The 24941-nt window shown below is 58.0% G+C and carries 20 protein-coding genes and 5 pseudogenes; 9 read left to right on the top strand and 16 right to left on the bottom strand.

The features are described from left to right. Positions 1–307: 307 nt before the first annotated feature. Positions 308–739, top strand: a complete 432-nt coding sequence (locus AC07UI_RS14215) for a LysR substrate-binding domain-containing protein (protein ID WP_494993071.1) — start codon at positions 308–310, stop codon at positions 737–739. On the opposite strand, the pseudogene tnpC reads toward AC07UI_RS14215, so the two are convergent. The 6 genes and pseudogenes from tnpC to AC07UI_RS14185 all read right to left on the bottom strand — a co-directional run. Next, positions 676–1328 (bottom strand): annotated as a pseudogene (tnpC, locus tag AC07UI_RS14210) (IS66 family transposase); the annotation flags it as partial. The gene AC07UI_RS14215 and the pseudogene tnpC sit on opposite strands and share 64 nt — an antisense overlap. Positions 1329–1391: 63 nt before the next feature. Continuing rightward, on the bottom strand, positions 1392–2219 hold the full coding sequence (locus AC07UI_RS14205) for an ABC transporter permease (protein ID WP_494993070.1): 828 nt from the start codon (positions 2217–2219) through the stop codon (positions 1392–1394). 7 nt (positions 2220–2226) lie between these two features. Beyond that, positions 2227–3099: an ABC transporter permease gene (locus tag AC07UI_RS14200; protein WP_494993069.1), complete on the bottom strand. Its 873-nt coding sequence runs from the start codon at positions 3097–3099 to the stop codon at positions 2227–2229. A gap of 10 nt (positions 3100–3109) precedes the next feature. Beyond that, positions 3110–4222: an ABC transporter substrate-binding protein gene (locus AC07UI_RS14195; RefSeq protein WP_494993068.1), complete on the bottom strand. Its 1113-nt coding sequence runs from the start codon at positions 4220–4222 to the stop codon at positions 3110–3112. Between the two features lie 90 nt (positions 4223–4312). After that, the gene (locus AC07UI_RS14190) at positions 4313–5404 is read right to left on the bottom strand and encodes an ABC transporter ATP-binding protein (protein ID WP_494993067.1); all 1092 of its coding nucleotides are present in this window, start codon (positions 5402–5404) and stop codon (positions 4313–4315) included. Between the two features lie 300 nt (positions 5405–5704). Then, positions 5705–6610 (bottom strand): LysR substrate-binding domain-containing protein, encoded by a 906-nt coding sequence (locus tag AC07UI_RS14185; RefSeq protein ID WP_494993066.1) that lies wholly within the window; start codon positions 6608–6610, stop codon positions 5705–5707. Between the two features lie 150 nt (positions 6611–6760). Here AC07UI_RS14185 and AC07UI_RS14180 point away from each other — a divergent pair. The 4 genes and pseudogenes from AC07UI_RS14180 (at position 6761) to AC07UI_RS14165 (ending at position 11452) form a co-directional block, all read left to right on the top strand. Then, a pseudogene (locus tag AC07UI_RS14180) lies at positions 6761–7922 on the top strand (thiamine pyrophosphate-binding protein). Positions 7923–8004: 82 nt separating this feature from the next. Continuing rightward, a complete protein-coding gene (locus tag AC07UI_RS14175) occupies positions 8005–9753 on the top strand; it encodes an amidohydrolase (RefSeq protein ID WP_494993065.1) in 1749 nt (582 codons plus the stop codon). Further along, on the top strand, positions 9750–10700 hold the full coding sequence (locus AC07UI_RS14170; protein ID WP_494993064.1) for a CobW family GTP-binding protein: 951 nt from the start codon (positions 9750–9752) through the stop codon (positions 10698–10700). Before AC07UI_RS14175 ends, AC07UI_RS14170 begins: the two co-directional genes overlap by 4 nt. Further along, the gene (locus AC07UI_RS14165) at positions 10697–11452 is read left to right on the top strand and encodes a class II aldolase/adducin family protein (protein ID WP_494993063.1); all 756 of its coding nucleotides are present in this window, start codon (positions 10697–10699) and stop codon (positions 11450–11452) included. Before AC07UI_RS14170 ends, AC07UI_RS14165 begins: the two co-directional genes overlap by 4 nt. 92 nt (positions 11453–11544) lie before the next feature. On the opposite strand, the pseudogene AC07UI_RS14160 reads toward AC07UI_RS14165, so the two are convergent. The 3 pseudogenes from AC07UI_RS14160 to AC07UI_RS14150 form a co-directional block, all read right to left on the bottom strand. Continuing rightward, positions 11545–11922: pseudogene (locus AC07UI_RS14160) on the bottom strand (transposase); the annotation flags it as partial. 119 nt (positions 11923–12041) lie between these two features. Next, a pseudogene (locus tag AC07UI_RS14155) lies at positions 12042–12173 on the bottom strand (AAA family ATPase); the annotation flags it as partial. A gap of 334 nt (positions 12174–12507) precedes the next feature. Beyond that, a pseudogene (locus tag AC07UI_RS14150) lies at positions 12508–13937 on the bottom strand (IS1182 family transposase). A gap of 239 nt (positions 13938–14176) precedes the next feature. Here AC07UI_RS14150 and AC07UI_RS14145 point away from each other — a divergent pair. Further along, the gene (locus tag AC07UI_RS14145; protein WP_494993062.1) at positions 14177–15082 is read left to right on the top strand and encodes a hypothetical protein; all 906 of its coding nucleotides are present in this window, start codon (positions 14177–14179) and stop codon (positions 15080–15082) included. Here AC07UI_RS14145 and AC07UI_RS14140 read toward each other — a convergent pair. From AC07UI_RS14140 to AC07UI_RS14125, 4 genes are all read right to left on the bottom strand, one after another. Then, positions 15079–15207 (bottom strand): helix-turn-helix domain-containing protein, encoded by a 129-nt coding sequence (locus AC07UI_RS14140; RefSeq protein WP_494993061.1) that lies wholly within the window; start codon positions 15205–15207, stop codon positions 15079–15081. The two genes, AC07UI_RS14145 and AC07UI_RS14140, sit on opposite strands and share 4 nt — an antisense overlap. A 420-nt stretch (positions 15208–15627) precedes the next feature. Further along, positions 15628–16080 (bottom strand): hypothetical protein, encoded by a 453-nt coding sequence (locus AC07UI_RS14135; protein ID WP_494993060.1) that lies wholly within the window; start codon positions 16078–16080, stop codon positions 15628–15630. A gap of 689 nt (positions 16081–16769) precedes the next feature. Continuing rightward, the gene (gene cuyB, locus AC07UI_RS14130; protein WP_494993059.1) at positions 16770–18242 is read right to left on the bottom strand and encodes a cysteate racemase; all 1473 of its coding nucleotides are present in this window, start codon (positions 18240–18242) and stop codon (positions 16770–16772) included. 11 nt (positions 18243–18253) lie between these two features. Then, complete coding sequence (locus tag AC07UI_RS14125; protein WP_494993058.1) at positions 18254–19546, bottom strand: dicarboxylate/amino acid:cation symporter; 1293 nt, start codon at positions 19544–19546, stop codon at positions 18254–18256. A gap of 232 nt (positions 19547–19778) precedes the next feature. On the opposite strand from AC07UI_RS14125, the gene AC07UI_RS14120 reads away from it, so the two are divergent. After that, positions 19779–20702, top strand: coding sequence for a LysR substrate-binding domain-containing protein (locus AC07UI_RS14120; protein WP_494993057.1), 924 nt, complete (start codon positions 19779–19781; stop codon positions 20700–20702). 254 nt (positions 20703–20956) lie between these two features. Here the strand turns inward: AC07UI_RS14120 and AC07UI_RS14115 are convergent, their stop codons facing one another. Next, positions 20957–21250, bottom strand: a complete 294-nt coding sequence (locus tag AC07UI_RS14115; RefSeq protein ID WP_494993056.1) for a fructose-bisphosphate aldolase — start codon at positions 21248–21250, stop codon at positions 20957–20959. Positions 21251–21913: 663 nt separating this feature from the next. Here AC07UI_RS14115 and AC07UI_RS14110 point away from each other — a divergent pair. Further along, positions 21914–22336 (top strand): HD domain-containing protein, encoded by a 423-nt coding sequence (locus AC07UI_RS14110; protein WP_494993055.1) that lies wholly within the window; start codon positions 21914–21916, stop codon positions 22334–22336. A 233-nt stretch (positions 22337–22569) separates the two neighbouring features. On the opposite strand, the gene AC07UI_RS14105 is transcribed toward AC07UI_RS14110, so the two are convergent. Together AC07UI_RS14105 and AC07UI_RS14100 are read right to left on the bottom strand one after the other, a co-directional pair. Continuing rightward, on the bottom strand, positions 22570–23442 hold the full coding sequence (locus AC07UI_RS14105; protein ID WP_494993054.1) for an undecaprenyl-diphosphate phosphatase: 873 nt from the start codon (positions 23440–23442) through the stop codon (positions 22570–22572). Positions 23443–23702: 260 nt separating this feature from the next. Next, positions 23703–24062, bottom strand: coding sequence for a hypothetical protein (locus AC07UI_RS14100; RefSeq protein WP_494993053.1), 360 nt, complete (start codon positions 24060–24062; stop codon positions 23703–23705). Positions 24063–24349: 287 nt separating this feature from the next. Here AC07UI_RS14100 and AC07UI_RS14095 point away from each other — a divergent pair, with 287 nt between their 5' ends. Next, a complete protein-coding gene (locus AC07UI_RS14095) occupies positions 24350–24910 on the top strand; it encodes a DUF4174 domain-containing protein (protein ID WP_494993052.1) in 561 nt (186 codons plus the stop codon). The last annotated feature ends 31 nt before the right edge of the window (positions 24911–24941 follow it).

The following is a 24941-nucleotide window of genomic DNA, read 5'->3' as shown; positions in this document are numbered from 1 at the left end:
GTAAAACGTTTTCACACAGCCTGGACCCATAGCTGCCCATCGCATGAGGCAGAAAACGGCCGATGGTGTTGAAAAAGTCGACCCGGCCCGGCTACCCATTCATTGAGCAGTGAAAGCGCCTTTTTTACACGCCGCTACGTCAAATCTGAGTCCTGAACCTTCTGCGCAAAACACAGATTTCAATCTGCGAAGGCAGCAGCGCGCACCTTGAGGAACTGATCAATGAAGGGCGCGTAGACATGGCGCTGCTTCTACGCGAAGCCGATGTGTAACCTGGAAGAGTCGGTGCTGGTACACCCCCAAACTCATGCTGGTCGGTCGCGCCCAGGATCCGGATGTCACGCAGCCAACCGTCGAGTTATCCAGCCTGCAGGGGCTGCCCCTGGTGCTTCCATCGCGGCCACATCCATTACGCGCGCGGCTTGAAAAACTCTCCAAGTCGCACGGCATTCAATTCGATTGTGCCGTGGAGGCAGACTCGATCCGGCTGCAATGGGAAATCGTCGCTGCCGGTGGCGGCTACGCAATCACTTCGGGGTTGTTTGAACATGTCGACGACCCGCGCTTCTCGGGCGCCCGTATCGTCAAGCCGGAACTCATGCGCAGTGTGGTGCTGGCCAGCTCACTGCGTCGCCCAACACGCTGGCGGCCCGCACGGTTCAAAAGCTGCTGGAGCAGGAAGCCCCCCTGTTCTGCGAGTACCGGTAGACCTTTTTCCTGTCGAGCGCCAAAACGCTGATCATCGCTGGCTTCTTTGAACTAGCGCTCGATGCCATACAGTTTGTTGATCAGACTCAGCGCGATGTCGGCTCGCCCGGTCTTACCCTTGGGTTGCACTTTTTGCGCATCGACGAACTTACGTCGCGCATGTGCCCAGCAGCCCAAACGCTCGACACCGGGCTGCGCGCCCCCAAGGCGTTATAGCCGGCGTAATCGTCGGTCATCAGGTAGCCGCGATAATCGGCAAGCAGGCGCAGGGGCACCTCCTGCGCGTGGCTGGTGGTGTAGTCAAACAGGACAACTGGGCGCTCAGGCGGGCCGCTGGCTTGGACCCACATCCAGGGCTGGCTGGTCGGGTCTCGATCCGGCTCCCTCAACACTTGTACCCGCGTTTCGTCACAGTGGATCACCGGACTTTCCAGCAACCTGTCGCGCATCAAATTCAGCAATGGTTGCAAGTGTTCGCCGCACTGGATCACCCAGCGCGCCAAGGTTTGACGGGGGATATCGACGCCGTGTCGACCAAGTAATTTTTCGAACCGATACAGTGGCAAACCATCGACGTATTTGGTGGTCTGCAGCATCGCCAACACGTGGTGGTGCGCCATGAGTAAAAAAGCCCGCCTTCGTGATGAAGCGCGGGCTTTTTTATCCGTGTTGATGCGTGGTGGTTATGGGTGTTGCAGTCGCTGTGCTCGCTTGTCCGCCAGATGCTGCACCACCAAGCGGCCAATCAGCACCAGCAGCGTCAGGGAGATCAGTAACACCGAAATTGCTGCCACGCTCGGGTCGACGTTGTCGCGCAGGCCGCTCCAGATGCGTTTGGGCAGGGTGTCGACGTTGACGCTGGTGATGAACAGCGTCACTGCCACCTCTTCCCAAGACAGGGCAAAGCCCAGCAGGGCGGTGGAGGCCAGGCCCAGTTTCAGGTTTGGCAAAATCACCATGAACGTGGTCTGCATCAGGCTGGCACCGAGGTTGCGCGAGGCCAGTTCGATGCGCCGGTCAATCTGGCTCAACGCAACCAGCATGGTCACCACGCCGTACGGTACCACCATGATCACATGGGCAATCACCACGCCGGTCAGGGTGTCATAGCCCATGCCCGGCGCGAAGCGACCGAGCTTGGTTTCCATGAAGTACAGCACCAGCGCGGAAATCACCGGTGGAATCGCCATCGGCAACAACACCAGGCCAATCAACGCCGTGGCCAGTTTGGAGCGCATGTACCAGATGCCGAGGCTAAAACTCGCCGCCAGCAAGGTGGCGATGATGCTGGTGGTGAAGGCGATGGCCAGGCTCTGGCTGATGGCGTGGAACCAGTCAGGGTTGCTGACCAGCGCCTCATAGTGACGCAGCGACCAGTTGCCTTCGGGCATCGACAGGAAGCGTTTGCTGGTGAACGACACCGGGATGACCGTTAGCAGCGGGAACAGCATGAAGGCCATGGCGACCACGGCCAGCAGTCGGGTACTCAGGCTTGTGCGATGGGTGTTCATAGTGATCTCAGCCTACCAGTCGATTCACGCGGGTCATTTTCAACAGCACCCAGATCAATGCGCTGACCAAGGCCAGCAACACTACGCTCAGTGCCGCCCCCAGGCCCCAGTTACTGGTCTGGAACATTTGCAGGAACACGTACTCGGCGATCATCACCGTTTGCCCGCCACCCAACAGCACCGGGGTGATGAAGAAGCCCAGGCAGAACACGAAGACCATGATGAAGGCACCCAGGATGCCCGGCAGGGTCTGCGGCAGCAGCACTTGCCAGAAGGTGCGCAAGGCACCAGCACCGAGGCCGCGCGAGGCCATGAGCACACGCTGATCCAGTTGGCGCATGGTCGACAGCAACGGGAATACCGCGTACGGGATCATCACGTGGAGCATGCCGATGACTACCCCGATTTCATTGCGGCTCAGTTGCAGCGGCTGATCGATCAGGCCCATGTCCATCAAACCGTTATTGAGCACACCGTTGCTGCGCAGGGCGATCAACCATCCAAAGGCCCGTACCAGCACCGAAATCCAGAACGGGATGAAGATGCAGATCTCCACCACCCGCTGCCAGAACGGCGGGCTGAATACCCAGCAGTACGCCAGCAGATAGCCGATCACTAGGGCCAGGCAACTGACCGTCATACACAGGCGCAAGGTGCGCCAGAGCATCTCTTGGATCGCCGGGTCCGTGGCGATGCGCTGGTACTGTTCGATGCCCGGCGTGGGCAGCGAGAAGCTCCAGCCGACCACGCCGACAAACGGAAGCACATAGAAGACCAGCAGCAACACCGGCAGCGGGAACAGCAGCAAGCTGCGCTCCAGCCCCGGCGAACTGAAGCGGGGCTTGGGAGGGGTCAGGGTTGAGGTCAGGGTCGTAGTCATGGTCAATGGCTCACTTGGACAACCGCGTCAGATACTCTTCCAGTGCTTTGGAGTAATTGTCGGCGTACCACTGGGCATTGAGAGCGATCTGCTTTTTCAGGTTCTCTTCGGACGCGCAGTTGGCTTCCAGTTGCTTGGCCGACATCATTTTTTCCGTGGCGCTGTTCGATGGCCCGTTGCCCAGCAATTCAAACAGTTTGAGCTGGCCTTCAGGCTGCAAGGCTTGCTGGATGAACTGCATGGCCGGTTGCGTGCCGCCCGGATTGCCGTTCAGGACTGCCCAACTGCTGGAGTTGATGAAACCGTTGTCGAAGGTCCAGCGCACGCGATTGTCGGTGTCTTCGCTGAGCAGCTTGGCGCGGGTGTGCCAGATCGCGCCCACCGACACTTCACCGTCGACCATCAATTGCTGGCTCTCGGCACCCGAGCTCCAGAACGACAATACGTGAGGCTTGATCTCATCGATCTTCTTCATCGCCCTCGGCACGTCCAGCGGGTACAACTGATCTGCCGGAACGCCGTCGGCCAGGAGTGCCGCTTCGAGCATCCCGTTCATCCATTTGTACAGCGTGCGCTTGCCGGGGAATTTCTTCACGTCCCAGAAATCGGCCCAGGTCTTCGGCCCGTTGTCGCCGAATTTTGCGCTGTCCCAGGCCATGACATAGCTGAACTGGTAGCTGGCGATACCGAAATCGGAGGCGAGCGCCGGGGCCACGTTATCGCGCTTGATTACGTTGTAGTCCAGCGGTTGCAGTATCTTGTCTCGGCCCAGCACGATGGCGCTGTAGCTCTCGACGTCGACCAAGTCCCAGCTCGGTTGACCGCTGGCCAGTTGCGAGCGGATTGCGCCCTCGGTCGGGCCGGCGCCGTCGATGCGCACCTGGATGCCGGTGTTCTTGGTGAAGGTGTCGGTCCACGCCGAACGGAACGCGTTGAGGGCATCACCGCCCCAGTTGACCACCACCAGCGGCTTGTCCGCCGACCAGCTGATGCCGCTGCGCAGCGCCAGCGGCACTGCGGCCAGCAGGCCCATAGCCTGGATAAAGGTGCGACGGTTGATCTGACCGTCGCGGGCCTTTTCGATAAGCACTTCGATGCAGTCTTGTTGGTGATCCTGGCGCATGGGCAAGTCCTCAGGCGGCGGGTGTCTGCGTGGACACCGGCCTTTTTGTTGTCATTGGAAGAGAGCTTTGTGACGCAGTTTTTTTGGGGGTCAGGCTTGTAGCAGGAAGCTTTGCTGCACCGGCCAGCTCAGCCACACTGGAGCACCGCTGGTCATCGACGCGCCCGGGTGATTGCCGGGTACGGACAGGTTGATCGGTAATGTATCGCCGCCGACCTTGAGCGCCAGATGGGTACTGGAGCCTTGATAGACCTTGTCGGTGAGTTGTGCGGGCATCACGTTGTAGCCGTCCAGGGTCGGGCACTCGCTGTGCAGTTCCATGTGCTCGGGGCGCACGGCCAGCACAATCGGCGCCTGGCTCAGTGCGCTCGGGGCCTGGGCGTGCAATACGCTGGTGCCGCAACGGCCGCTGGCGGTCTGGCCATTGCGGGTCAGATTGTCCAGCGGGAACAGGTTCATCTTGCCCAGGAACTCGGCGACGAAACGACTCTCGGGGCGGTTGTAGATGTTTTCCGGGGTGTCGACCTGAGTCAGCTTGCCGTGGTTGAAAATCGCGATGCGCGATGACAGCGCCAGGGCTTCGTTCTGATCGTGGGTGACGAACACGAAACTGGTACCGACCTGACGGTGGATGCGTTGCAGCTCGGTTTGCAGCTGTTCGCGCAGGTTCTTGTCCAGGGCCGACAATGGCTCGTCGAGCAACAGCAGTTCCGGCTCGAACACCAGCGCCCGGGCGATCGCCACACGCTGCTGCTGACCACCGGACATCTCGGCGGGCTTCTTGTGCATGTGCGCACCGAGGCCGACCACTTCAAGAATATGCTTGACCCGGCGATTGCGCTCTTCGGCGGGGACTTTGCGGATGCGTAGCGGGTAGGCCACGTTGTCGGCCACGCTCATGTGCGGGAACAGCGCATAACCCTGGAACACCATGCCGTAGTTCCGCTTCTCGGCGGAGCGCTTGATGATGTCGACGCCTTGTTCCATCAATTTGCCCGACGTCGGGCTGAGGAAACCGGCAAGGATCATCAGCATGGTGGTCTTGCCCGAGCCGGACGGCCCCAGCAGGGTAAGAAATTCGCCCTGGCGAACGTCGAGATCGACGTTATCCAGCGCCGCGAAACGACCGTAATACTGGCTGATACCTTGAGCGCTGAGCTGAATCGCTGAACGGCTGGACACTATGGAGTTCCTCTTTTTATTGCCCATATGACGTACGAGGACGGATGCAAATCCGAAATGGGCTTTGGGCCTATTATTGTTAAAAATATCGCTACATCAATGGAATTATTTTGCCGATATTGGTTAGTTTTATTGAACAAATAAGCTGTGTATTTCGCCTCGGCCAGAGGCCCCGAAATAGAGCTTCTACCCTGTGGGAGCGAGCTTGCTCGCGATAGCGATTTATCAGGCGACATCAATAGTGACTGTGGTGGCCTCATCGCGAGCAAGCTCGCTCCCACAGGGGAATGTGATGTGCTTTTAAAGCGTGTCCTGCCAGGTCTGATGGGATGACTGAAGCTGCGTCTTGACCCAGCTACTGAAGGCCTGGACCACCGCGCGCTCGGCTTTTTGTGGGTCGGCGACCAGGTAATAGCCACGGTGCAGGTCGATGCTGATGTCGAACGGACGCACCAGCAAACCCTTGGACAAGGCATCGCCGCTGATCAGGTTGTCGCCGATGGCGATGCCCTGGCCGGCAATGCAGGCGGACTGCGCGCAGTGCGCATCGGAAAACAGAATGCCGCTCGTCGCGTTGACCCCTGAAGCACCGGCAGCGGTCAGCCACACGCGCCAGTCCGAGTAGTCGGTCATGTGCAGCAGCGGGTAGGCACTGAGTTCCTGCGGGTTTTTCAGCCCGCTCAAGGCGTTGATCAGACGCGGGCTGCACACCGGGAAAAAACGCAGCGCCACAATCTCTTCAACGACCATTTCCGGCCAGTCGCCGATGCCGTAGGCAATGAACAGATCGGTGTTGGGGTTGTTGGTGTCGTCCGGTGTCCGCGGCGAGATCAGCTGCAATTGCACCTGCGGATACTGACGCAGGAACGCACCGATGTGGTGGCACAGCCAATAAGTGGCGAACCCCGGCGCGCAACTCACGCACAACCGGCCCGAAACCTCCTGATCGTCGATCAACTGCCCGGCATCCAGCAGGTTCAACAGAATCCCGTGCACTTCCCGCGCATAGCGTTCGCCCTGATACGTCAGGCCGATGCCCCGGCCAATGCGCTCGGTCAGGGCGAAACCGACACATTCCTCAAGCTTGCTGATCTGGTGGCTGATGGCGCTGCGGGTCAGGTTCAGTTCACGGGCTGCGATCGACACGCTGCCTGTGCGGGCAACCGCATCCAGCGCGCGAAGGGCTGTCATCGAAGGAAAACGCATAAATCATCCCGTTATTGTTTTGAGTGGCTCATATGGTGACGTAAATCGAACAGTCAGGCCAAAAAAAATCGATTGTTGTATTGGTTGATTCAACAATACTAGCCCCATTCGTCGTTGGGCCACTGTGGCCCTTTATCCAGGAGGTGCTGCATGCCCCGATGTGCCCAGGCGCTTGTTCAGTTGCTGGAAGGCTATGGCGTTGAAACTGTCTTCGGTATTCCCGGCGTGCACACTGTCGAGTTGTATCGCGGCTTGCACGGCAGCCGCCTGAAGCACGTCAGCCCGCGCCACGAGCAGGGTGCCGGGTTCATGGCTGACGGTTATGCCCGGGCCAGCGGCAAGCCCGGGGTGTGCTTCATCATCAGCGGTCCCGGCATGACCAACATCATCACCGCCATGGGCCAGGCCTATGCGGATTCGGTGCCGATGCTGGTGATTTCCACCTGCAACCGTCGCGAACACCTGCGCCTGGGCCATGGTCACTTGCATGAACTGCCGGATCAGCGCGCGCTGGTCGCCGGGGTCTGCGCCTTCAGCCATACGTTGCAGCACCCGGCGCAATTGCCGGAAGTGCTGGCGCGGGCGTTTGCCTTGTTTGGCTGTACGCGGCCGCGGCCGGTGCACATCGAGATTCCGCTGGATGTGCTGGAAATGTCTGCCGGAGGTCTGGACCTGCGCCCGCGTCCGTTACCGGCAGCGCCTGCCCCGGCGCCGGAAGCCATCGATGCTGCGGTGGCCCTGATCGGCAACGCGAAGCGTCCATTGATCCTCGCCGGTGGCGGCGCGCGCCGTGCCGCTGAAGTCCTGGCCGCGCTCGCCGAACGTCTTCAGGCCCCCGTGGCATTGACCACCAACGCCCGTGGTCTGCTGGCTCCCGAACATCCTTTGCTGCTCGACGGTGTGCAGTCGTCGGCGCATGGTCGCGAACTGTTCGCCGAGGCCGACGTGGTATTGGCTATCGGCGCCAAACTGGCTCATCCGCAACGCCCGGCCGTAGCGCTGGTTGGCGACGGCGGCTTGCAGTTTTCCAGCGCCGAACTGATCGCTGCCAAAGAGGCGGGCGTCGGCGTGATCCTGCTGCTGTGGAACAACTCCAGCTACGGCGAAATCCGCGACTACATGAATGCCAAGGCGCCCGTTGCTGGGGGTGGACATCCTTACGCCAGACTTCGCTGCGCTGGCGCAAAGCTGTCACGTGGCCCATCACCGGACAAAAGATCCCGGTGCTTTGCGTGAACTACTGGGCCAACTCGGCAGTACCAAGGAGCCAGTGATGATCGAGGTCGACGCCACAACGTTTCTGGCTGAGTAAAACAACAACAATTTTTTCAGGTCGCCGACATGCACAACGCCCGGTGGACCTTCCAATCTCCCTGAACTCAAAGGTGGCTACCATGGCTGAGTCCGATAACTTTTCTTCTACCCATTCCGTGCAGGGGACCTACGCCGACCTGATCCTCGCCAACGGTCGTATCTACACCCAGGACCCGGCCAACCCGTGGGCCGAGGCCGTGGCCATCCGCGACGGCAAGTTGATCGGGGTCGCCAGCCTCGGCCAGATCGAGATGTACAAGGGGCCGAACACTCGCGTGCATGACCTGCAAGGCGCGTTCTGCATGCCGGGCCTGCACGACATGCACACTCACCCCGACCTTGCGTTGGCACCACGCTACGCCGATGACCTCGATGTCGGCATCGAAGACCCGACCCCGGAACAGCTGCGTGAAAGCATTCTCGCCTACGCCGACAGCCATCCCGGCGACGGCTGGATCTACGGTCAGTACTGGGTGCGCTACACCTTCCGCGAAGCCGGTTTGACCCCGGGCCGCGAGTGGCTCGACAGCGTGATGCCGGACCGTCCGGTGGCGCTGCTCGACCGCATGTGGGGCACCATGATGGTCAACTCCAAGGCCCTGGAACTGGCGGGCATCGACCGTCACACGTCCGACCCGCGCAACGGTTATTTCGAGCGTGACGAAGTGACCGGCGAACCCACTGGCCTGATGATTGACGGCGCCTACGCGATGATCCACGCCGCCATGCCACCGACGCCGGTCAGCGTGTTGCGCCGCGCCTATCGCGATGGCGTGCACTTCCAAAGCTCGCGCGGCGTCACGGCGAGCAAATACGTGCACGTCTGCGAACAACGTTTGCAAGCCTTGAAGGAACTGGACGACAGCGGCGAACTGACGGTGCGCATCGAAGCAGCGATCAGTTGGCAGGACGACATCTTCCCGGTGCGTCGTCGCTGGGAACTGCTGGCCGGCGAGCGTCACTACTACCGCAGCGCGCGCTTGAGCGCCAACGCGGTGAAGTTCCATTTTGACGGTACGGTCGAGCCGAAGTCTTCATACCTGCTGACGCCATGGCCGCAGGAATCGAGCTGGCGCGGCAAGCTCAATCTGACCCCGGAACACATCACCGACATGGTGGTGGACATGGACCGAAAGGGCATTCGCGTGATCGCCCACTGCACCGGTGACGGCGCCTCCGACGTGTTCCTCGACGCCGTGGCCGAGGCCCGTCGTCGCAATGGTTTCAGCGGTGTGCGCCACCAGTGCGCCCACAGCACCTTGCTGCATCCCGGCAACCTGCCGCGCTTCAAGGAACTGAATGTCATCGCCGAGTTTTCCCCGGCCGCCTGGTACCCGACACCGTTCGCCAGCGGCGCGCGTTCCGGTTACGGTCAGGAGCGACTCAAGCGCATTTACGACTTCAAAGGCGTACTCGCCGCGGGCGGCACAGCGGTAATGGGCACCGACTGGCCGGTGGCATCCATCGACCCGTGGCTGGCGCTGGAAACCATGATCACCCGGCAGAACCCGTGGAACGACGACCCGGCCTGCTTCGGTGACCCGATCAGCCTCGAACAGGCGGTGACCGTGATCACCAGCAACGGCGCCGTGGCCATGGGCCTGGAGCACAGCACCGGCAGCCTGCAAGTGGGCAAGTCGGCGGATCTGATCGTCATCGACCGCGATTTGTTCGCCGCACCGGCGCGCAACTACATCCACAAGACCCAGGTGCTGCTGACCTTCGTTGAAGGGCAATTGGTTTACGACCGCCATTCGACACTGGAAAAAGTCGGCCTCAAGGCCGTCTGGCAGGGCGAACCACCGGTGTTGGAGGGCAAGGCAGAATGACTTCCCCACGTATCTCCGTGACCGTCGTTTCGGGGTTTCTCGGCGCAGGTAAAACCACGCTACTCAACCGCATGGTGCGCCGTGCCAAAGGTAGTCGGCTGGCGGTGATCGTCAACGATTTCGGCGAGCTGAACATCGATGCGGCCATCGTTTCCGAAGTCACCGACGCCGTATACAGCCTGCAAAACGGCTGCATCTGCTGCACCGTGCAGGAAGACCTGCTGGCGCAACTCGGCAGTCTGGCGCAATTGCAGCCACGACTGGAGCGCATCGTCATCGAGTGCAGCGGTGTGTCCGACCCGCAGCGCATCGTGCAAACCCTGGCCTACCCGCAACTGCGCAGCCAGATGCAACTGGACATGGTCATCACCGTGGTCGACGCCACCCGTCATCTGCAACTCGATGGTGAGTACGCACGCCTGGCTCGGGCACAAGTGGCCGCTGCCGACTTGCTGTTGCTGAACAAGACCGATCTGGTCGACGAATCACAGCTGCAGGCGCTGCGCGATGCATTGGGCGCCAGGACCCGCGTGCATGAAAGTGTACAGGCCGAGTTGCCCGATGCACTGTGGCTGGATACCGACCTGGACCTTGAGCCCCGGGCGCTGAAACCGCTGACGCGGGTTTCCGACGGCGATCATGGCGAGATGTTCAGCAGCTGGTTGTGGCAGAGCAATGCTGCCCTCGACATCGAATGCTTGCGTGGTTGGTTGAAGGCACTGCCCAGCGATGTATTCCGGGTCAAAGGCTTGGTGCTGCTGACGCCGGGCAGCACCGCGCACTGGCTGCAACATGTCGGTGCGCGCAGCCAGTTTCTGCCGATGGTGGATGACACCCAGGCCAGCTCTACACGCCTGGTGTTTATCGCTCGCCGCGGCTTCGATGGCTGGGAGGCATTGGGACAAGGGCTGGAAGATTGCACCGTTAAAGAGGTTACCGAGGTATGACATTGACAGAGCAACGTCTGCGTGAAGAGTTGGCGGCCTGCTACCGCTTGATTGCGCACTTTCGCATGACCGACCTGATTTTTACCCACATCTCGGTGCGCATTCCGGGGCCGGAGCATCACTTTCTGATCAACCCTTACGGGCTGATGTTCGACGAGATCACCGCGTCCAATCTGGTGAAAATCGACCTCTATGGCCACGCTGTGGAACCGTCGCCGTACCCGGTGAACCCGGCCGGTTTCGTGATCCACAGCGCCATTCACGGCGCCCGTGAAGATGCGCAATGTGTGCTGCACACCCACACCCGATCCGGTTGCGCAGTGGCGGCGCTGAAGTGCGGGTTGTTGCCGGTGAACCAGATTTCCATGGAGTTCTACGGCCGCGTCGCTTACCACGACTACGAAGGCGTGGCGCTGGACCTGAGTGAGCAGCAACGGCTGGTGGCGGACATGGGCGACAAGCCGGTACTGATGCTGCGCAACCACGGATTGCTGACGGTGGGCGAAACGGTGGGCCAGGCATTCATGCGCATGTACTACCTGGAAAAAGCCTGTGACATCCAGTTGGCCGCGCAAACTGCCGGTGAGCTGGTACTGCCGTCGGCCGAGGTGTGCGCGCACACCGAGCGGCAGTTCAATGATCCGGGGCGGCCGCTGGATGAGGGTGAGTTCGATGACCCGGATGCCATGCAACTGGCCTGGGCGGCATTGTTGAGAATGCTGGATCGAGTGGCTCCGGGTTATCGCGACTGATCGCGGCGGGGGTATTCAGATTCATCGACCGCACCGCTAAGGAAGGTCTGAAGTAATCAGCGATTTTTGATGCCCTCCTTGGTTGAGGTTTTCCCCTTCTTCGTCTGATGCATTTCGGGGGCGCGTTTGCCGTCTTTATTCTTGGTCGAACTCGGCGCGTGAATGATCGTCGCATCGACCACCGTACCGTGGCGCAATATCAGGCCACGGTCGTCCAGATAACCATTGATGACCTGCAAAGTCCCTCCGGCCAATTCATGTTTTTCCAACAAGCGTCGGAAGTTGAGGGTCGTGGATTCATCGGGAGTCCGATCCAGATGCAGCCCCAAAAACTGGCACAGGATAGTGGTCTTGTACAGTGCTTCTTCCATCGCCAGATCGCTGTAGCCGAACCAGTTCTGCAGTAGATGGACCCGCAACATCGCCATCAGCGGATACGCCGGACAGCCACCGTCGCCTTTCGGATAATGCGTGCTGGCGCCGACACCGAATTGACCTAGTTGCCGAGATGTCAGTGACCCAGTCGGATACCTCGATAACTATTACCTTTTGCTGGATTTGTGCGGATTTGGAGATGGGTCAGTCTTGCATCAGCACGTGGTTCAATTCGGCGTGAGCGCCAACACAAGTGCACCACGGGCAAGCCAAGGCGCATGCCGAGGGCGCGGGCGAAGGTAGATTTGCCGCTACCGGCATCGCCCAGAATTACAATCCGTTGCACGGCCGGACTTCCTGTCGCGAAAAAAGCCGGCAATTGTGCAGGTTTCGGGGCATCAGTTAAAGGCTGATGTAGGGCGACCACGCCACAGGAATGAATTTTTTGTTGTCTGCTGCGCTATATGCAGATGAGAGCAAGATACTGCCCCCTCTTTGTCACATTGAACGTCTGCTTCTGGCCCAGAGTGTGTAAAAACACTCTGACCTCATCGTCTTGGATTATCGACCTTCGTTGGCTGAGCGATCGCACGGTCAATGCTGCGGGTCGCATCGGTCGCGATCTGGAACACGTCAACGCTGTTTTTACAGCCTCTGGGATGGGCCAAAATCAGCCTTTTTCAGGCCGTCAGCGCTTTCATCAAACCGTTGGCACCGATGATTTTCATAACCCGTTTCAAGTTGTAGGCGAGAACATTCAAGCTTATCTCCGCACTCACCCCGGTCAGTTTTCGCGTCAGGAAGTGCGTCGCACCCATCCATGTTTTAGCGTCCCGAAGGGATGCTCAACCGTCCGTTTTCGGACTCGCATCATCTCCGGTGCTTTGCTCAGCCGAAGCTGCATTTCCTCCAATACGGCTTCATGTTCCCAGCGTCGAACTCGTCGTTCCGTGCTCGGTGTGCATTGCGACTTCAACGTGCAGCCTTGGCATTTCGAACTCCAGTAACGATGCAACTTCAGGCCTTTTTCAACGTAGGAGTAGTGCCAGATCAGCGCCTCGCCAGCGGGGCAAATGTATTCGTTTTTTGCCGCGTCATAGATGAAGGCATCGTTATTGAAACGCCCGTCAGCCTTGGCTCCAGAGGTCATCGGCTTGGGCACATAGGCGGTGATACCTGCATCGTGACAAGCGAGGATTTGTTCGCTTTTGAAGTAACCTCGGTCAGCCACTACCGACAACGTATCTGACGCCATCGCCTCGTGGGCTTGCTTGGCCATCGAGCTGAGTTGATCTCGGTCGGAACCGACGTTGGTCACCTCATGCGCAACGATCAAATGGTGCTGAGTATCGACCGCTGTTTGCACGTTGTAGCCGACGATTCCAGTGCCACGCGTCATCATGGAGCGGGCGTCTGGGTCGGTCAGTGAGACCTGTTTATCCGGGGATTCGTTGAGCTGGATTTCGATCGCTTGAAGCTCCTTATTTGAGTTTTGAGCTTGGCGATTTTCTCTTCCAGCCGTACGGCGCTGGGCTCGGTAGCTGTTGGTTCTTGCCGATCGGCAGCATCGAGTACAGCCAGGTAACGGCTGATGCTCGATTCAATTTCTTCCATTCGCCGCTTCAGTTTGGCGCTGGTGAAATTGCGGTCGCGGTTGTTGACTGCTTTGAATTTACTGCCATCGATGGCTACCAGATTTTCTCCGAATAGTCCCAACTGCTGACACAGCACGACGAACTGGCGACAGACGCCTCGGATGGCCTTGCTGTTGTCTTTTCGGAAGTTGGCGATGGTTTTGAAATCAGGCATCAAACGCCCGGTCAGCCACATCAGCTCGACGTTGCGTTGAGCTTCTCGCTCCAAACGTCAGCTCGACTGGATGCGGTTGAGATAGCCGTAGATGTAGATCTTTAGCAAGATCGCGGGGGTGGTAAGCAGGCCGGCCAGTATCGGCTGGAATGGCACCTTCAAAACCCAGATTGACCAAGTCGAGTTCGTCGACAAAGACGTCGACTACGCGTACCGGATTGGTATCGCTGACGTAGTCGTCGAGGCTCTCGGGAAGTAAGGTGCCTTGGCCTCGATGTTCACCTTGGATAAAGCGCTTCATGGGCGATCCCTGCGATGAAATCCTCAGAATTCATAGCAAGTGTTCGCGAAGGCGTTTTTACACACTCTGGGCCGTTAACTGCCTGCTAAGAACTGCCATAAGCGCCCATTCATGGCTTGAAGGTCGCCTGTTGCTCACGTCCCCAGGGCCTGATCCGCACTTTTTCGCCTCACCTGCCACTTTCGCCACAATCGGCGTGGATCTAAAGTCAGGGGCGCACCTTCAGGGGACTTCCAGTCATGTACAGCTCGCTTGCCATACCGAGCACCGCTCGCCAATTGCATGACCGGATCTATGCTGGCGAGATCATTCGCTTCACTGACCTGCAGCCCATGACGGCGCTGGTGGAATATACGCGTGCGCTCCTCGAAGACGCGCTGCATCCCTGGTCGCCGCAACAGATCCATCGCCATTTGAGCCACCCTGAGCAGACTGAGCGCTTTGCGAAAATTCAGAACGACTTCGCAGGCTCGGCTGAGGTCCAGCAGCGCTGGCAGGACGTCGTGCAAAGCCTTGGCATCGCCCCCGATACCCTGGCGTGCGATCGCCTGCATTTGCGTTTTCAGCCGCATTGCGAGCCAGGGCAGTCGACGCCGCGTGCCCGCACGACGGCCACCATCGCGTTTCACCGCGATACCTGGGGGTCGAATATCTATGCACAAACCAACTGGTGGGCGCCCATCTATCCCATCGCGACAGGGCGTACCGTCGCCTTGTATCCAGGCCTCTGGCAACGACCGCTGGGTAATTCGAGCGCAGATTTCGATATGCGCGCAATTTTGCAGCGATCCCATCGAGACGGCCGCAATGCCGTGGATGCCGACGAAGCCATTCCGCATCTGCTGGAAGCGATCGACCCGCAGGAGGGGATTGCCGTCGATATCGCTCCGGGGAGCCTGATCGCCTTTTCCGGGGCTCATGCCCATGCCGGCGTCGGCAATAGCACCGGGCTGACACGCATCTCCTTCGAGACCCGATCAATACTGATCGCCGACCTGTTGGCCGGATTGGGAGCGCCCAATGTCGATGGTCACGCGCCGTGGAAGACTATTGGACTGTTTCGCCGAATGAACGATGCGCAACGCCTGAACGAGATCCTTGGCTGCGGCTTTATCGAGCCCTATCTGCGGCCAGCAGAGGCCTAACGCTGGCGCCGGTAGTCGCTTGGGGAAAGACCGGTGTGCTTGCGAAATACATGGGCGAAGTGACTGGGGTTGGAGTAGTCGACTTCATTGGCGACAGTGACCACGCTCAGTTGTGTTTCGCGCAATAAGCGCCCCAACGCCTTGAACGAACAGGCGGCTGGCCACGGGCCGTTCGGCTTCTTCGCGCAGGCATTGCAGCAATTCGACCAGCTGCGGATCCTCGAAGCCGGACATATCCCGAAGCGTGGCGTGTGCGGCGTTTGCCCCCGAAGACGTCCTGCAGTGCCTCGTCGAATAGTGACAGGCCCAGCAGCACCATGACCACTTCGAAAGGTTCGGGGCTTAACCGTCTCCAGCGAAAGTCATAGGGCGCATTGGCGGCGGTGAGGAAAAGCGAGAGTCCGCTCCCACAGAACTGCGGTGCTATTCCAACGACAGCTTTTGGCCGATACCTGCCGGTTCGGATGCCCTGCGCGGCGTCCGGTTTGATCTGCATTGAGTAGTAGGCCACCGCAAACCTGCGCGGCGGGTCAAAATGTCTTTGGCTATTTCACCGAGCCTCCTTGCCTGATATCCCCGCAAAAAATATCTACGTTGCCATCTGTTGGTGCAGTTCGCACAACAATGGAGTACTCACCGGAAAGCAGGACTGGCATTGCGACAGGTGCGCCTCTTGAAAAACTCCAGCCGCGTATAGCTTGGCGTTTGGTGTTGACCTGATCATTCATTGCGTAGGCGACTGGCCCGGGTTGCTGGCAGCTGCCTTTATTGATGAAAGTGTAGAGGCGCAAGGGCAGCGAGGCTCCGCTTGGAACACCACTGATGAAGAAACTGAATCCGGTTTGTTTGTCCCAGCTTGTCAAAGTTGCATTGCCGATCTGACCGAGGTTGCGGTGGGTGGCTACCAAAGGAACGCTCACTCCATGGTCTGATGAAGTGGTGCAGCCGAAGAGGCTTGCGGTGACCATTAGCGCTGCAAGTGAGTTTCTGAGCTTCATTACCAACCTCCTGCGTTGAAGAACGGTAGCGGGTATAGCTCATTAATCGCCTTCCAGCCGACAGCTACCGGTCTCGAAAGGCTGCTAACGACCCAAGCTGTGTGAAAACGCATGCACCGTTTTGGGTGGCAGCTGTGCGCGGGTTCGCAGACCGAGGAGTTAAGACCCGGCGATACCCCAAACTATCCGCAGCGAGCCAGTGAAACAGGAGGGGATTAGTCTTGTGCCTGCGGATACGAAAAAGCCCGCACAGGGCGGGCTTTGAAAATCAAGTAGGTGGCCGGTGCTGGTCTCCGGCTTACAAGGTTTATCAGGCGTCTCACAGAACAGTTTTGTGCTCTTCTGCTTCACACGGCATAAGGGCTGGATCTCATCACGGAGATCTTTCTAACCGTGTACCCTTGGGAACGCGCCCCACGTTTCCTTGCTATCCTCTTGTTGCGCATCAGTCTGCGTCTTCACCTACATCTTCAGAATAGCAAAAAGTCCGAAGCGCTGGCCGGGCTTTTTAGACCGATTTTATTCAAGGGGAAGAGCGGCAGGATGGAAAAATGCTATCGCCAGCCGGACATTTCTGGTGCCGTTCGAGTGGGGTACCGACATCGCCTGGAAAAATGCTCGCTGTGCCGGCAGGGGGTAGACAAGTGGCCCCCTGAGCTTGCTGTTATCTGCCTGGAGTCGGTGAGAATTTACCGGGTTTCAAGGGCAAGCTGAATGCACTTCATTGCCAGAATGGTTGTCGGGTCGATCAACGCCACTGTATGGCCTTTGATCATGAAAGCGTCGCTGTGCTCCAGAACCAGAGGCAACTCTGTACATCCCAGGATCAGCACATCGGCGCCCAGTTCACACAGGTGCTCTGCGGCGGTGAGGAGCTGGTCCTTACAAATGCCCTCGGTGAATCCAGCCTTGATACCACGCTCCCCATAAATGGCATCCATGACCAACGCTTGGTAATCCACACCCGGTGCGATTATTTGCAGCCCGGCTCGCCGGGCTGCCTCGTGGTAGACCAGACTTTTTATGGTGCCCGACGTCGCCAGCAGCCCAACTGTTTTGCCCGCACCGTACTGTTGAACGATAGCCTCTACCGTCTCGGTAAGCATGTTCACAATGGGTACACGCAAGTGTGCCTGGATACGCTCAACGAACGCGTGAGCGGTATTGCATGGAATCGCAATAGCATTGGCTCCAGCGCTTTCAAGTCGTTTGCAGGTTGCATACATCGCCATCGTCGGATCCGTCTCGTCATACAGCAGGTTGGCTGTGCGATCGGGAATCTGGGGGTTTTGTTCGACCACCATTTTGATGTGTTCCTGATCGCGGCCGGCTGGGGTATGCGCAACGACCTTACCCATGAAGTCGACCGTTGCGGCAGGCCCCACCCCACCGACAATCCCGAGTTTGAATGGAGGTCGATTCGATTGACCTTTTTCCAGGGTGGCGAAGCCAGCATAAATCTCGTTGATATCCAGGACAGTGACACCCCGACGCTGCAGGTCGCCACAGACCAGCGAGAGCTCGGTCATGCCAGGCAAGACGATCGTGGCGCCTTGCTCCTGAAGCGAAAGGCAAGCCTGATACACACACTCCAGCGGTACTCCGTCAAGGTATCCATCTTTGATACCGTTGACCCCATACATCGCCTCCATCAACCCTGACTGCTCGTCATTACCTGGATAAACCAGCTTGAAGTCAGTGCCGAAATAACGCTCGAACAAACCGGAGTGGCAAACATAGTCTGAAGCGATAATGCCCAATGTAGCGCCTGGTTCGCAGATATGGTCAATGTGCTTGCGTAACGCTGCCATCATGTCCAGAACAGGTATGCCAATCTCCTCCTGGATCTCCTCCCGGAAGGTATGGCTGGCAAAACAAGGCAGTACGACCGCAGTGACTGCGCTTTCCTCGAATGACTGACAAACCTGAAAAACATAGAACTTTCTGGAGGTCATGCTCGCGCCCTGGTCCAAGGGCATCAAGACATCTTTGAAGGGGTGCTGCTCAAACAGAAAGTGATAGCGGCCTTGATCCTCCAGTACAGTCCTGGACTTCACCAACTTGTAGAAAAGATCGCCGCCGGCCAGCGAGCCAAGCCCACCCACAATGCCTAGCTTGCGTACAAACGATGACCCACGAGACGGCTTCGATTTAACTTTCATCGTAATAGCTCTCAGGCGTTGGCTACAGTTCGATTCGCAAGTGTGGAGGCCTCGGTTTCAGGTACGTCGTCCGGCTCCTCATGAGGCTCTGATTTGGCGACTACAGCCGTTGCGATGCTATTGCCAACGACGTTGGTGGCGGTCCTGGCCATATCGAGGAACTGATCAATGCCAAGGATCAGCAAAATCCCCGCTTCTGGCAGATTGAACATGGGTAGCGTCGCTGCTACGACAACCACCGAAGCTCGGGCTACACCTGCCATTCCCTTGCTGGTGATCATCAGCGTCAGCAAGATCAGAAGCTGCTGTGTGAAGCTCAAGTCAACATTGTAAGCCTGAGCAATGAACATGATCGCGAACGCTTGATACATCATCGAACCGTCGAGGTTGAATGAGTACCCCAATGGAAGTACGAAGCTGGATATGCGCTTCGGTGCGCCAAATTTCTCCAGGGCCTCCATGGTTTTTGGATACGCGGCCTCACTGCTGGCAGTCGAGAACGCCAACAGAACAGGCTCACGAATGAGCTTGCCAAGGGTGAAGACTGAACGACCCAGGAACAGGTACCCGGCAGCAAACAAGACCGCCCACAGGATCAGAATACCCAGGTAGAACTGGGCAATCAGTTTGCCGAAGTCGACTAACAGGCCCAGACCCTGGGTGGTGATAGCGGCAGCGATTGCAGCGAAGACGCCGATAGGTGCAAGCGCCATGACATAGTCGGTGATCTTGAACATCACCTTCGCCAACTCTTCAATACTGTCGGTGATCCTGGTGTAGCCGGCGCGCTTGACGCCTGCCAACGCGAATCCGAAGAACAGCGAGAACACTACAATTTGCAGGATCTCGTTGTTTGCCATGGCTTCAGCAATGCTGCGAGGGAACACATGGCTGATAAACACCTTGAGGCTGAAGTCACCCGTGTTTACGGCTATAGGCGCCGCTGTGGCCTGAGTCACTTGCAGATCCAGACCTGCGCCTGGCTGGAATAGATTCACTAGCATCATGCCAATAAACAACGAAATCAGTGAAGCGCAGACGAACCAGGCCATGGCTCTTGTGCCGATCCGTCCTACCGACCTGGAATTTCCCAGGCTGGCAATGCCTGCGACGAGGGTGGCGAAAACCAAAGGAGCGATGATCATCTTGATCAGACGCAGGAAAATGTCTGTCACCATTGAGAAGTAGGATGCGATCTCTTTTGCAGCTTTTTCATCAGCTGAAAAATGATGGCAAGCCCAACCTGCAAAGATGCCCATGGCGATGCCGAGAGCGATCTGGCGGGGTAAGTTATTTTTTTTCACGGTGCTTTCCTCAAGTGGTGTTGTTGCTTTTCTACTTGGCAGGAGACAAGACAGGAATGACCCAATGCTCTACGGCAGCGGGGCTACGGCACCGATTCTAAGGACGCTGTTTGCGCAGGATGATGAGTAATCACCATAGGGTGATGCGTTTTTGGAATAGTTTTTGAAATACCCTCAATGGCGCCACTGCACCGCAGTAAACTCTTCGTCAGAGGCTGAATGAGGAGCCAGCATGCAAACCAAATGGTTGGACGATCTTCTGGCGATTGCCGAATGGAAGAACTTTTCTCGAGCCGCAGAAGTACGCTGCGTCACTCAGTCCGCGCTGTCTCGCCGCATTCGCTCACTTGAGGAATGGGTGGGGGCCGAACTGGTCGATCGCGGCACTTATCCTGTTCAGCTGACTCAAGCGGGTCGTAGTTTTTGCGAAGAGGGTCGCGAGGCGCTGGCTGCCTTGCTTCAATTGCGATTGGCCCTTCGTGAGGGAGAAAGAATGCCTGGCCGCTCCATTCAGGTTACCGCCGGGCACAGTCTTTCCATGACATTTCTGCCTAAATGGCTTACCCAATTTCAAAAGCAGAATGAGCACTTCAATGCTCGCGTTGTGGCCGCCAATATCCACGATGCGGTCATAGCGCTGGAGGAAGGCAGCTGCGACTTGATGATCGTTTACCATCATCCCCTCGCTCCGATCCAGCTCGACCCCGAGAAGTTCGGCAGTTTGACCCTGGGGCATGATTCGTTTGTTCCACTTTGCGCACCTGACAAAAACGGCAAACCGATGCATCGGTTACCGGGGGCGGCAGGCAAGCCGGTACCGCACCTCGCTTATACGGCGACGACCTTCCTGGGGCGCGTGGCCGATATCGTCATCAAGAATGCGTCTACCACTTGCGTTCTTGATCGATGCTATGAGGCGGATATGGCGATGCTGCTGATGAGGATGGCTATAGAGGGATATGGCGTTGCCTGGTTGCCTCTGAGCGCCGTGACTGATGAGCTGGCGCGAGGGCAATTGGTGATGGCAGGCGCTGATGAGTGGAGGACTCGCCTGGAGATACGCTCGTATTGTTCTATCGCCAATCAAAACCCCACGATGCGAGACCTTTGGAAGACGCTTGAAGCCGCATCGCGAGGCCTCCCAAAGCTTCAATAAGAGTGACGTACGACGTTGCTTCGTCTTTAAAATTGAGCCGCCCAATCATCTGATGAGAGTCACGCATGGGCCCATGCCAAATTCGCATCAGCCATTTTTTTTAGCGTGATAGAAAAACGTGTACGTTGTTGCGCTGACCGGTTGAGCCCACCACGGATTTTTTAAGCGGAGATCTTTTGGGTGTCGAAAAAACGGAGGAGGAACAGGCAATAAAAAACCCGCGACAATGCGGGTTTTTTTCGACTGAAATGCGGTCACTGACCCTTGGGCGTATCGAAACCACGCTGTTCAATCACCCCAAACACATCAGCCACATCCTGAACCATGACCCGCGCGATGTTGGTGACAGTGTTGATGTCGGTCTCGGCGTAGTCGGGCAGGTTGGTGCAGGCCATCAGGTTCAGGTATTTGAGGACGGCGCTGAGGCGTTCGCTGACGCAGGCGTGGAGGTCGCGTAGCGGGGCGTCGCTGTCGATGTGCAGGATGGGGTGATCGGTGGCGAAATGGGAGCAGGGGGTGAAGCGGCGGGGCGGGTGTTGAGTCGTCATGGTGTTAATCCTTACATAAGAAGAATTGCCACCTTTCTGCTGCGAAACAAATTGGGTGGCAGTTGTGCGCGGGTTCGCAGACCGGAGGATTAACACCAAGACCCGGCAGACCCGAAGGTCTCCCACGCACAACCGCCATAAAACATTACGCAGCCGGGAGCCGGCTGTGTCATGTCTGACGGTACTGGTGTTTATCGTTTTAGGGCTGCGAAACCCCATCGCCGACCGATGTCAGCGACGGGGCGAACTATAAGCGGCGACTTTGGCGACTGCAACCGGGGTGTAGGACGGTTGCGTGGTCATTATGGCGAGGGGGCTTGCGTTAATGCCGGTCAGTTAAGTGAATGCAGCCTTTGTAGGAGCGAGCTTGCTCCGGGCGGCGTTCCGACGATGGACTCAAGGGCAACGCGTTTATTCAGAAAACACGCGTTATCGTTAACGTCCATCGCGAGCAAGCTCGCTCCTACAGAGACCTCATTTCCTTAACTGACCGGCATTAGCGCAAGCTCCCTCGCCATAATGGGGGGATTCCTACGGGTTTTGCAGACGTCAGGATCAAGTGGTCGCAACCTTCTATCGTTCAGTGGAAGTCCGTCGCGGGTTGGCTCAAGCTCAACATCAACGTGAGCAACCGCTACGGCCTGCAAGCCAAGGACAACCGAGATGACTCAAACACTGGAACGTGCCATCGCCATCGCTGCCGCCGCTCACGAAGGGCAGGTCGACAAGGGCGGCTCGCCGTACATACTGCACCCGCTGAAAGTGATGCTGAAGGTCAGCACCCTGGAAGAACGGATCGTGGCGGTTCTGCATGACGTGGTCGAGGACTCCGGCATCAGCCTCGATGATCTGCGTAAAGAAGGTTTCAGCGAAACGGTACTGGCGGCCATTGAGTCTGTCACCAGGGTGCCTGGAGAGTCCTACGAGCTGTTCGTCGAACGAGCGGCGCAGAACCCGATAGGCCGGGTGGTCAAACTGGCTGACCTTGAAGAGAACAGCGACTTGTCCCGAATTGCCCAGCCGTCCTGGGAAGACCTGGAGCGAATTGAAAAGTATCGGCGGGCGATTGGCCTGCTGCGCTCCTAAATAAGCCAAAAGCCCGGCACTGGGCCGTAATGTTGTTCAGTTAAGGAAGTTGTAGGAGCGAGCTTGCTCCAGGCGGCGTTCCGACGATGGACTTAAGTGCGCCGCGTTTAGCCAGTAAACACGCGTTATCGTTAACGACCATCGCGAGCAAGCTCGCTCCTACAGTGGACCACATTCGCTTAACTGAACGGCATTAGGCACTGGGCCGGGCTCTATTAGCGTTTGAACGTTGTTTAGCTCAAAAGCCCGGTACTGACCGCGACAATCAGGAAAACACCCAGTGCCGCCCGGTAGATAACGAAGGGCCAGGTGGAAAACCTTTCCAGGAACTTCATCAGGCCCCAGATGGCGCAAAATGCCGACACACTGGCGATCACCAGCCCGAAAATCAGGTGCGACCATGCTTCGGCCGGGATGTGTGCATGAAACAGCACCCACAGCTCTTTCAGGCCGGCCAACGCGATAGCGGGCAGCCCGAGCAGGAATGAGAAGCGCGCGGCTTCTTCGCGTTTGAAGTTAAGAAAGAGCGCTGCGGTGAGGGTTGAACCGGAGCGGGAAACACCGGGTATCAGCGCGCCAACCTGGGCAATGCCGACGATCAACGCATCGCGCAGGCGCATCTCGCCCACTGTGCGGCGATGGCGGCAACTGAGTTCGGCCGCAGCCAGCAGAACGGCCATCACCACGCATGAGATACCAATCACCATCAGGCCTCTTAATGGTGAGTCGCACGCATTGAGTATCGAGGACAAGGCCAGGCCTGCGATGCCGATCGGGATGGTCGCAAGCACAATGGCAACGGCCAGCTTGAACGACTGGTTGTTGAAGTCACGTTGTCGCACGGCGCCGATGCTTCCAGTGACGACTTCCCGTACGTCACGCCAGAAATAGCTGACTACCGCGGCCAATGCGGCCAACTGCATGGCGGCGGAAAACGCCGAGCCGGGATCGCGCCAGCCGAGAAGGGCCGGTACGATTCGCATGTGCGCAGTGGATGAAATGGGTAGTAACTCGGTGATGCCTTGAATGATGCCCAGGATGCCAATTTGCATGTAATCCAGAGAAGCAAAGCCAATATCAAGGCCGCTGGAGCAGACGTTTGTCAAAATTTTATTCCTAGAGAATAAGGCTTATCCACTACCCTCGAAAACACCAAGCGAGGCTCGGAAAAACCAGGTAGTGGACAAATGTTCCTGAACTGAACCGCTATATGAGGCGGTCGTGTGTGGTGACTGCGGGCTGAATGATGGCCCTATTTCTGATGATTTTCTACCTGCTGTCGAGATCATTATTGTTCGCCTGGAGCACCGGCGAAACCCATCTGTATACGGCGCCGATCACCTGGTGGTCAGGCTGCGCCTCGCGACTACGGCGGGTTCAGGATGCACGTCGGATCGATAACCTCGGTATCAACGTACACCCCCACGACCGGATTGTAGGAGCGGATGAATACGCGGGGTTTGGCATCAACGACCGTGGGCCACCTGGAGTTGTGGAAGTCATGCCGATCGGTGATCAACACAAAACTCTGGGGTGAAGTCGATAGATAAGGCTGGGGGGGTGTCGAGTGAAACTCCTCCGGCTCGGGATTGGCGTAACGCTGGCCTTGCCCATAGTCGACAGCGAAATCGCCACCCAGCATCAGGTTGCCGGCACGGGATTGGACGCTAGCGGGGACTATCGTGCAGCAGACGAGGATCAGCAGCATCTTGTTGAGGTTTCGCATGGCAGCACCTGCGAATCGAATCCCCCGTGTGCCCCCAAGACTTTTAATTATAGCACTACCGAACTTCGGCTCGGTGAAGGCTACCCGGTACCCGGTACCCGGCATCCTTCGCCTCGAAGGGCATTTCACAGAGCCTCCAGGTAAAAGAACTTCAGTGATGACGAATGGTTGCGCGATGAGCACGCTGACCTAAGCTTCAGAGCAGCACAACGGATGCGGCCCTGAGCTTGAACTCTCACGGATGAAACTTTCAATGAACGATGCATGGACATGAAAAGGTGGTACACATGCTCATTCGGTCACTGACCCTCGTCACCTTGCTTGCTGTGATCAACCCCTTGTTGGCCGCCGACAGCGATGCCCCTCTGGCTCAGGATCAGGGAAAACTACGCCCGCTGATCATCATCGCTCCCAGCGCCATGGATCCGACGCTGGTCAATCTGAAGAAGGCCCTGGAGGAGCCGGCCAACCACGCAGCGTTCGCCGAACGCAACATGGTGCTCTATACCGTGGTCAATACCATTGGCCAGCGCAACGGCAAAGACCTGGACGCGCAGACCACCATGGCGCTGATTCGCGAACTCAAACTGGGTGCCGGCGGCCAGGCCAAAGTCATCCTGGTGGGCAAGGACGGCGAGAAGAAACTCGAACACTCCGGCCCCATCGAAGCCAAGGAAATCTTCAGCACCATCGACCAGCTCCCCCAACAGGAAAAAGAGACTGTAGCGCCACCTCCACCAGAGCCCGAGGCCACGCCGGGCCCTGCGGGCAAAGCAGGCAAAAAAGGCAAAAAAGGCAAAGGAGGCGAAGCCAGGCCGGAGATGCCACCCAAACCGCTGGAAGACTGACAAGGGATATTGGGCCGTTGGAGTCGTGCCG

The organism is Pseudomonas sp. GW821-FHT04C07 (assembly GCF_059420325.1).
This window is presented reverse-complemented; position numbering and strand designations above follow the sequence as displayed.